Source organism: Caballeronia telluris (assembly GCF_001544495.1).
Lineage (GTDB): Bacteria > Pseudomonadota > Gammaproteobacteria > Burkholderiales > Burkholderiaceae > Caballeronia > Caballeronia telluris.
Map to the genome: position 1 here is coordinate 1 of NZ_FCNZ02000075.1, position 7,848 is coordinate 7,848.

At 58.8% G+C, this 7,848-nt stretch carries 10 protein-coding genes and 1 pseudogene; 6 read left to right on the forward strand and 5 right to left on the reverse strand.

Annotation, left to right across the window (positions count from 1 at the left end; genetic code table 11):
• The 3 genes and pseudogenes from AWB66_RS31705 to AWB66_RS31715 form a co-directional block, all read left to right on the forward strand.
• A pseudogene (locus AWB66_RS31705) lies at positions 1 to 207 on the forward strand (hypothetical protein); the annotation flags it as partial.
• 36 nt (positions 208 to 243) lie between these two features.
• Entirely contained in the window at positions 244 to 1,203 is a 960-nt protein-coding gene (locus tag AWB66_RS31710) for an SOS response-associated peptidase family protein (RefSeq protein WP_087633948.1), read from the forward strand.
• Positions 1,204 to 1,310: 107 nt separating this feature from the next.
• On the forward strand, positions 1,311 to 1,814 hold the full coding sequence (locus AWB66_RS31715) for a hypothetical protein (RefSeq protein WP_087633949.1): 504 nt from the start codon (positions 1,311 to 1,313) through the stop codon (positions 1,812 to 1,814).
• Positions 1,815 to 2,093: 279 nt separating this feature from the next.
• Here the strand turns inward: AWB66_RS31715 and arsB are convergent, their stop codons facing one another.
• Together arsB and AWB66_RS31725 are read right to left on the reverse strand one after the other, a co-directional pair.
• Positions 2,094 to 3,167, reverse strand: a complete 1,074-nt coding sequence (gene arsB, locus AWB66_RS31720) for an ACR3 family arsenite efflux transporter (RefSeq protein ID WP_087633950.1) — start codon at positions 3,165 to 3,167, stop codon at positions 2,094 to 2,096.
• 2 nt (positions 3,168 to 3,169) lie between these two features.
• Positions 3,170 to 3,685 carry an arsenate reductase ArsC gene (locus AWB66_RS31725; protein ID WP_087633951.1) on the reverse strand — a complete coding sequence of 172 codons (516 nt, stop codon included), beginning with the start codon at positions 3,683 to 3,685 and terminating at the stop codon, positions 3,170 to 3,172.
• Positions 3,686 to 3,883: 198 nt separating this feature from the next.
• Between AWB66_RS31725 and AWB66_RS31730 the strand changes: the two genes are divergently transcribed.
• On the forward strand, positions 3,884 to 4,225 hold the full coding sequence (locus AWB66_RS31730) for an ArsR/SmtB family transcription factor (RefSeq protein ID WP_087633952.1): 342 nt from the start codon (positions 3,884 to 3,886) through the stop codon (positions 4,223 to 4,225).
• Positions 4,226 to 4,337: 112 nt separating this feature from the next.
• Here AWB66_RS31730 and AWB66_RS31735 read toward each other — a convergent pair whose 3' ends face one another.
• From AWB66_RS31735 to arsH, 3 genes are read right to left on the reverse strand one after another with little or no spacing between them, the layout of a single operon-like run.
• Positions 4,338 to 4,811 carry an ArsI/CadI family heavy metal resistance metalloenzyme gene (locus AWB66_RS31735; RefSeq protein ID WP_087633953.1) on the reverse strand — a complete coding sequence of 158 codons (474 nt, stop codon included), beginning with the start codon at positions 4,809 to 4,811 and terminating at the stop codon, positions 4,338 to 4,340.
• Positions 4,812 to 5,150: an ArsR/SmtB family transcription factor gene (locus tag AWB66_RS31740; protein WP_087633954.1), complete on the reverse strand. Its 339-nt coding sequence runs from the start codon at positions 5,148 to 5,150 to the stop codon at positions 4,812 to 4,814.
• Between the two features lie 9 nt (positions 5,151 to 5,159).
• A complete protein-coding gene (gene arsH / locus AWB66_RS31745; protein WP_235021345.1) occupies positions 5,160 to 5,849 on the reverse strand; it encodes an arsenical resistance protein ArsH in 690 nt (229 codons plus the stop codon).
• Between the two features lie 240 nt (positions 5,850 to 6,089).
• Between arsH and AWB66_RS31750 the strand changes: the two genes are divergently transcribed.
• A complete protein-coding gene (locus tag AWB66_RS31750) occupies positions 6,090 to 6,767 on the forward strand; it encodes a hypothetical protein (protein ID WP_087633955.1) in 678 nt (225 codons plus the stop codon).
• 184 nt (positions 6,768 to 6,951) lie between these two features.
• A partial coding sequence (locus AWB66_RS31755) for an MFS transporter (protein ID WP_407642357.1) occupies positions 6,952 to 7,848 on the forward strand: 897 nt, incomplete at its 3' end.

The window sequence follows — 7,848 nt, forward strand, 5'->3', positions numbered from 1 at the left end:
CTCGCGCGAAACGCCGTTTCGATGGACTGGCTCGACCGAGTGCTCCTCGGGCAGCTTGCGCTGAAGATTGCGAAGCGCGAGCTGAAAGACGCCGGCATCGCCGTTCGGCAGAGCGATGTGCAAGCTCTCTCCACTGGCGAGATGACGCTGAACCACGCGAGCACCGTGGTCCAGAAGATGATGAAGTTGTGCAAGGAATCGCTCTGACCTGTCCATCCACGGAAAGATGAACGGAGACATTGCATGTGCTACTCGGCGCAAATCCAGGCGGACTACCGCAAGTACGTGAAAACCTTCGGTGCGCACATGGACATCGAGGAATTTGCACGACTCTACTTCGAACGAGCCGACGGCAGCAAAGCGAAGATTCCGAAGGCCGTCGACGACAGTTTCCGCGACCCGCAGACTGACACTGAGCGGCAGATAAAGGCGTCCATCGACCGATTCAATGCGGAACAGGCGACGAAGCTCGAGCAAGAGCTTTTCAAACAACGCACTCGTCTCTCGGATGCCGAGCGTACGCTGCAATCAAAGGTGACCAAGGCCGCAACTGAAAGCAAGCGCATCGCGACGGACAAAATCGACGCCGCGCTGCGTCGCCTTGAGGACATTAACCGAACGGACCCGCAACCACGCGACTCACGGATTTTTCCTGGCACCTATGCTCCAGTCCTTGTCATGGAGAGCGGCAAGTACGTGGTCAAGCCCATGCGCTACCAGTGTCGAATCGCTGGCAAACCCGCTCACTACGATGTGAAGTACCCGGGGACCTACAATGCTCGACGGGACAACCTCGAGGGTTTCTGGAAGCCGTGCTTTGGCTACACGCACGGCGTGATACTCGTCGATGTCTTCTACGAGAACGTCAGCAAAGCCAAGATGGAAGGCACGCTGCTCGAAACACACGAGAAAGATGAGAACGTTGTCCTCGAGTTCCGTCCGAACAACGGCCACTTGATGCACGTCGCTTGTCTGTGGTCGCGCTGGAGCGCGCCGGGACAACCCGACTTGCTGTCATTCGCTGCCATCACCGATGAGCCGCCTCCGGAAGTTGAGGCTGCAGGCCACGACCGTTGCATTGTGCCCATCAAGGTGAAGAATATCGAATCGTGGCTGAATCCCGGTGCATCGGACTTAGAAGCGATGTATGCAATTTTAGATGATAGAGACAGGCCGTACTACGAGCATCGGCTCGCGGCATAATCATCACATCTGGCCGCAACAGCATCTGCTTGTGGGGCGCGTTTTTTTAAACATTGCTGCGTCGATTGAGCCTCGCGGCGAACAAGGAATTAGTGGGCTGATACTAGATGGACATTTTTTATCATTGGCAGAAACTTGAGCACAACCTTAAGAATGGCGAGGTCGGCCATCTGGGCTCCAACAATTCGAAAATCGTGCAACTCGCGGAGCGGCTGCCAAAGCGCATTTGGGTATTCAAAACGCCAAAGGGGATGAAAGGGTCTATCCAGTTAGTCGGTTCGCTGCTTGTCAGCGATGAAGCGCGTGTAGCCGTGGCTACCGACTACCGTAATGTCATCTGCTACGACCCGTTTTCGTCAGAGTCTGTGATGTTCACAGATTCGGGTACTCCAGAGCGTATCCAAGAAGTCTCTGCTTACTTTCAGTATCGATTTCACTCCGCGTTCAGTGCTAACTTCAACGGCGACGCCGGCTTGCAAGCGATGGAATCAAACGTCGTACGCGGGCTTGAATCGATGGTCGTTGACTGGGGTCGGTGCCAGATGCTCGAGCGCGTAAAGGACGGCAAGAAGGTGCAGCCAATCAATCCATTTGCGAAGCTCTCCACTTGACATCATCCGCATCGGCCGACCAGCGCAAGTCAGCGGAACGTAGCGGGGTATAAACCAAGGTGAAAGAAGTGTTCATACGACATCGCCAAACCGGCTAAAAGGAAATTTCTGGGCCACCTAAACCGAGTAGGCAAGAGTCCCGGGGTTTCCGGACGCTCCGAGGCCGACTCCAGCAGAAACTAATGACGAAGCTGCCGACGAATTGCGATTGAGGCAATTGGCGAACCGAGCGAGGCGGCCTACCTCTCAAGAAGCCCCCGTTTGTTGGTAACGTCTCAACTATGTTTCGCGCTGGTACCAGCGCCGGGACGAGTTGACGACTTTCACGACCGCCAGCATCACAGGCACTTCGATGAGCACGCCAACGACAGTGGCTAGCGCCGCGCCGGACTTCAAACCGAACAGGCTGATGGCCGTCGCAACAGCGAGCTCGAAGAAGTTTGACGCGCCAATCAGGCACGACGGTGCTGCAACGTCGTGTGAGACACCCAGTTGCCGGTTCGCCAGGTAGGCGAGCGACGAGTTCACCACCACCTGAATCAGGATGGGGATGGCAAGCAGCAGAATGACAAGCGGCTGCGCAATGATTTGCTCGCCCTGGAAAGCGAAGAGCAACACCAAGGTCAGCAACAGCGCCGCGATGGAGAACGGACCAATCTTCGACAGCGCTCGCTGGAAAGCCTGCTCGCCGTGTCGTAAGAGAGCCTTGCGGACAAGCTGCGCGATGATGACCGGGATAACGATATAGAGCACCACGGACGTGAGCAACGTATCCCAAGGGACCGTGATGTTCGAGATACCGAGAAGCAAACCCACGACCGGCGCAAACGCAAACACCATAATCAGGTCATTCAGCGCGACCTGCGACAGCGTGAAGTACGGGTCGCCCTTCGTCAGTTGACTCCAGACGAAGACCATCGCGGTGCAAGGCGCAGCTGCAAGCAGAATCAGACCGGCGACGTAGCTGTCGAGCTGGTCAGCAGGTAGCAGCGACGCAAATGCGCGTCGCACGAAGACCCAAGCAAGGAAAGCCATCGTGAACGGCTTGACCGCCCAGTTGATGACCAGCGTCACGCCAATGCCCTTCAACTGGGAGCGAACCTTCCCGAGCGACGCGAAATCGATGCGTAACAGCATCGGAATAATCATCACCCAAATCAGAATCCCGACCGGGATGTTGACGTGGGCCAACTCGAGCGTTGACACGGTGTGGACAGCGCCGGGCAACAGCTTGCCAAGCACGATGCCGACCACAATACACAACGCGACCCACAGCGACAGATAGCGCTCGAAAAATCCGATGCCGCCTGGCGCGCGCCGCGCCGCTTTCGCCACTGTTTGATATCCCGCCATGGTTACTCTCCCTTCTCACGCAGCGACGTGCCGATGCTCTGCGCCTGCTGCTGGACAGCCAGCCGGTCGAGCTTGTCGAGCGGCAGATTTGTGAAGGGCTCTATGCGCTTCTTCATCTGCACGAAGGCTTGCAAGAATGCCTTGCGCTTCTCCTCGTCCGAGCCTTCTGCCTTCGACGGGTCGGCCACGCCCCAATGCGCCTTCGCGGGGTGGCCCGGCCAGATGGGGCACACTTCACCCGCTGCATCGTCACAGACAGTGAAGATGAAGTCCATCTGCGGGGAACCGTCTTCAGCGAACTCATCCCAGCTCTTGCTGCGCAGCCGTTGGGTGTCGATACCCTGCGAATTCAGCAGCGCAATTGCGTAGGGGGTCGGCGCGGTTCCCGGATGGCTGCCCGCGCTGTACCCGACGAAACGGTCACCGGCGAGCTGATTAAGCGCGGCCTCGGCAAGGATAGAGCGCGCCGAGTTGTGGGTGCAAAGGAATAAGACGTTGTACTTCCGGTTTTCTGTCACACACTTCTCCTGGCGACGCCTCGTCGCGATTGATATTTAAATCGACATCTCCAATATAATGGAAACGTTATGGTGCAGCAAGCGTGCGTGGGTGCAATGCGCGCTCGTCATAGACGTCCTTGGCGCCTTGGGCTGCCGTTTAGCCCGGCGGCCGCGCCGTCGCGTTAGAATCAGCGCATAACCTTGAGACAGAGCCTTATGAAGGAAAAAGACGCCATTAAAGCCTTGTCGGCGCTGGCACAGCCGACGCGCCTGGCTATTTTTCGGCTGCTCGTCACCGCCGGGCCGGAGGGACTGAACGTCGGTGTCATCCAGGAGCACCTAGAACTGGCCAGTGCGACGCTGTCCTTCCATCTGAAGGAACTGACGCACGCGGGGCTGATAACGTCCCGTCAGGAAGGGCGCTTCGTGTACTACGGTCCCGAAATCGAGCACATGAACGACCTGGTTGGTTTCCTCACCGAGAACTGCTGCCAAGGCGTCGAGTCGGCTGCATGCAAGCCGGCAAAGAAAGTAAAGTGCAAGCCAGTGACCGCATGACAGTCACTTGATGCGCAAGACGGCGCGAAAGCGCTCTGCCGTGATGCGCATAAATGCCCAACTGCAACGGCCGCCTCGTAACTTCCGCGGCCGTTTGCGTGTCTACCGCCAATCAGCAGCAGCCGACCTTTTTCGCAATGGCGGCCGGAATCGAGCTAGCGGGGGCATGACAAGCCCCGCCCGATTCGGGAGCCGCTGACTCACGGCTGTCCGCTCCGAACATCGGGATGCCGCCGAGCGTGTGATACGTCTCCCACGGAACACCAGCGGGGTCCTGCGTCCAGTATTTGTTTGACGATGCGTAGCAGCACTGCGCGCCGGGCTGGTCCTGTACCGCGACGCTGCCGGCGACGACCTGCGCACGAAGGGCTGTCAGCTCATCGTCGCTATCGACCTGAAATCCAAGGTGATTGACACCGGCTTCACCACCGCGCGCCGAAATAGCGAAGTTCATCCGCGGGTCCTCTAGCATCCACTTCGCGTAATCGTCCTTGAGGACGGAAGGCTCCGCGCCGAACATACTGCTGTAGAAACGCACGCTTTCGTCGAGCTTCGGGACAACAACGTGCACGTGAAATCGCTTCATTTACGCCTCCGTTTCGTTGGTCCCGCAGCCGCATTGCTCTGCCTGTTCCGCCGCGCAACAGTTTTCCATCAGGAAATCGATGAGCGTCTGCATATGGTCGTAGCTGGCGCTGTAAATGATGAACCGGCCCTGACTCTTGCCCTCGATGAGCCCTGCGTGCGCTAGCTCCTTGAGGTGGAACGACAGCGTCGGGGCGGGCAACCCCATTTTTTCAGCAATGGCGCCTGGACTCATACCCGAGCGTCCCGCCGTAACCAGGAGGCGGAAGACTGCGAGGCGGGTCTCATGAGCGAGCGCTGCCAGCGCCTTGACTGCTAGTTTTGAATCGAGGGTTGCCATGACGCACCTTTACTGGTTGCTCGTCTGCACTTCTTTCCGCGGCTGGTCGGCGATTGCCTTGGAGGCCAGGTTGGTCGCAGGGTCCAGTGGGCGGTCTTCCTTCACGCGCTCGCTGTACCGGTCGACGAGATAGTCGGCGCGGCCGCGCAGCAGCAGTGTGAACTTCACGAGTTCCTCCATGACGTCCACGAGGCGGTCGTAATACGACGATGGTTTCATCCGCCCGTTTTCTTCGAACTCTTCAAACGCCTTGGCCACCGACGACTGGTTGGGGATGGTGAACATGCGCATCCATCGTCCAAGCTGCCGCAGCTGGTTGACCGAGTTAAACGACTGCGAACCGCCGCTGACCTGCATGACCGCGAGCGTGCGCCCCTGTGTTGGCCGGATGCCGCCGCTGACGAGCGGCAGGTGGTCAATCTGCGTCTTTATCAGACCGGTGATGGTGCCGTGGCGCTCAGGGCTACACCACACGTGTCCTTCGGACCACAGCGACAACTCGAGCAACTCTTTTACTTTCGGATGGTTTTTCACGTCCGTATCGTCGGCATGCGGCAGACCACGCGGGTCGAAAATCCGCGTTTGAGCGCCGAACGTCTCCAGCAGGCGCGCGGCTTCTTCGACTAGCAGCCGCGAATACGACCGTTCACGCAGCGAGCCGTATAGCAGCAGAATTCTCACCGGGGGCTGCCCGTCCATGCCGAGGCGTGCGGCAATATCCGTGTCGAAAAATTCTGTCCTGGCGGCCGGAAAGCTGTGGCCGCCCTTGATTGCATCAACGGTCATCTCATTACCTTGCTATTGACGTTTCTGACTGCACCCGATGTTCGCCGCCTCAACCCGGCGTTGCTGCCAGATGAGGAGCAAGCGTCATCGTTTCGTGCTTTGCATTCTAGGACATTTCCGCTATTCTGGAAATGTGAAATTTAGGGGGCTGTCATGGACCGCGAAGACCTCTTGTCGACTGGACCTTCCTTGTCGGCAGCGGATGGGTGGCACTGCGGCTTGATGCAGGCGTTGGTCCTGCTGAAGGCAGAGCGACCAGTGGCCAGCGACGCGATACGGCGTTCCGATGGTCCGGCCGCGACGCCGTCCTGGCGTGCGTCGCTATCGACAGACGTCGCAAGAGCGTTCGAGTCGCAGACCGGTTACGCGACCTCCGCGATTGCGCCGATGGGGGCGCTCGACGAGACGCTCGAGCGGGTGCGATTTCTCGGGACTGGTGGCTCGTCGGCTGCTGTCATTGTCCTGGATGCGAAGTTCTTGAGCCGTTTCTGGCCGCGATGTGACTGGATGACTCCGTTGCTGCGGACACGCAATAGGGTCGCCGACGAAGGGTTGAAGCTTTTCGTCGCGTTGACGACCCACGAAAAGAGGAGAGGCGTCGTCGGCGTGTCCGCACACCCGAGAGAAGCGCTCGTCGAGCTACGCACACGAGGGTATTGCGAACGCGAAGGAATCGGTTTTCTTGGCACGGTACAGACAGACCAGCGGATAGGTGGACCGCGCAACGCCTGCCCACCGCCAGAGCGGGTCGGCCGCAGCATCGCCGACAGACTTGCTTCGCGAAGGTTCTTTTGCTGCGACTCGTTTCGCATCGGCGCTGCCGACGTTTAACCGACTGACCCAACGAGAGGAAACAATTGAGCACGACGTCGAATCAGGATGAGAGCGCACGCTACGAGACGGCGCCGACGGACGGTCGCGACAGGCTTGTGACCTGGGCACTGGCGGTGGCTCAACTGCTCAACTTGTTTCCTGGGGTTCTGTCTACTATTCCTTTTCCCTATTGGTTGTGCCCATGGAGCAGACCATGGGCTGGAGCCGGACGGCAATGAACGCCGCGCTCTCGGTAGGGTTACTGGTTTCAGGATTCGCTGCCTATCCCATCGGGCGCTGGATTGACCATCGATTGGGGCGCCGCATCATGGCCGTCGGGTCGGTAATCGCCGCGGCCACGCTGTTGCTCTGGGCAGGCGCGCATTGGCTGACAGTCCTCTTCGTTGTATGGATAGGCCTCGGGATTTCAATGGCTGCCACCTTCTACGACCCCGTCTTTGCCGTTGTAACGCACCGGTATCCACGAAGCTTCCGAAACAAAATCACGCTCATTACGCTGGTGGCTGGGTTCGCCAGTACGGTTTTTATTCCGTTGACCCAGTTCCTCGTTGGCTCAGTCGGGTGGCGCACGTCGCTTGTTGTCCTGGCTGCATTGAACCTCCTCGTCTGCCTTCCTATCCACGTGCTGGCAATCCGTTCTTCGAAAGCTGACGCGGGAGTACGGCGGACCAGTGCCGAGGTCAAACTGGCGAATGATGCGGCTACGCGCCGCGCGCTTCGTTCGCCAATTTTCTGGGCGCTCGCTGTCTGCTTCACTGCCTACTACGCGACGTTCGCGGCACTCACATTTCATCTGGTGCCGCTCATGGTCGAGCGCGGCGTATCGAACGCCGTGCTGGTAACGACAATGGCGCTCATCGGACCCGCACAGGTTGCCGCACGGGCCGTCTGGTTCACCTTCGGTCGCACGGTTCATGTTAGTACCGTGGGCATCATCATCGTGACGCTATTCCCGCTCTCGACCGTTATTCTGATAGGTGCAGGTCATTCGGCCGCAATGCTGAAGCGCCCCGGGTTTGTCGGAGACCGGCGAGTTTGGCGTTACGCCGCGCGTGCGGCCAACGCCTGTTTCCGATTG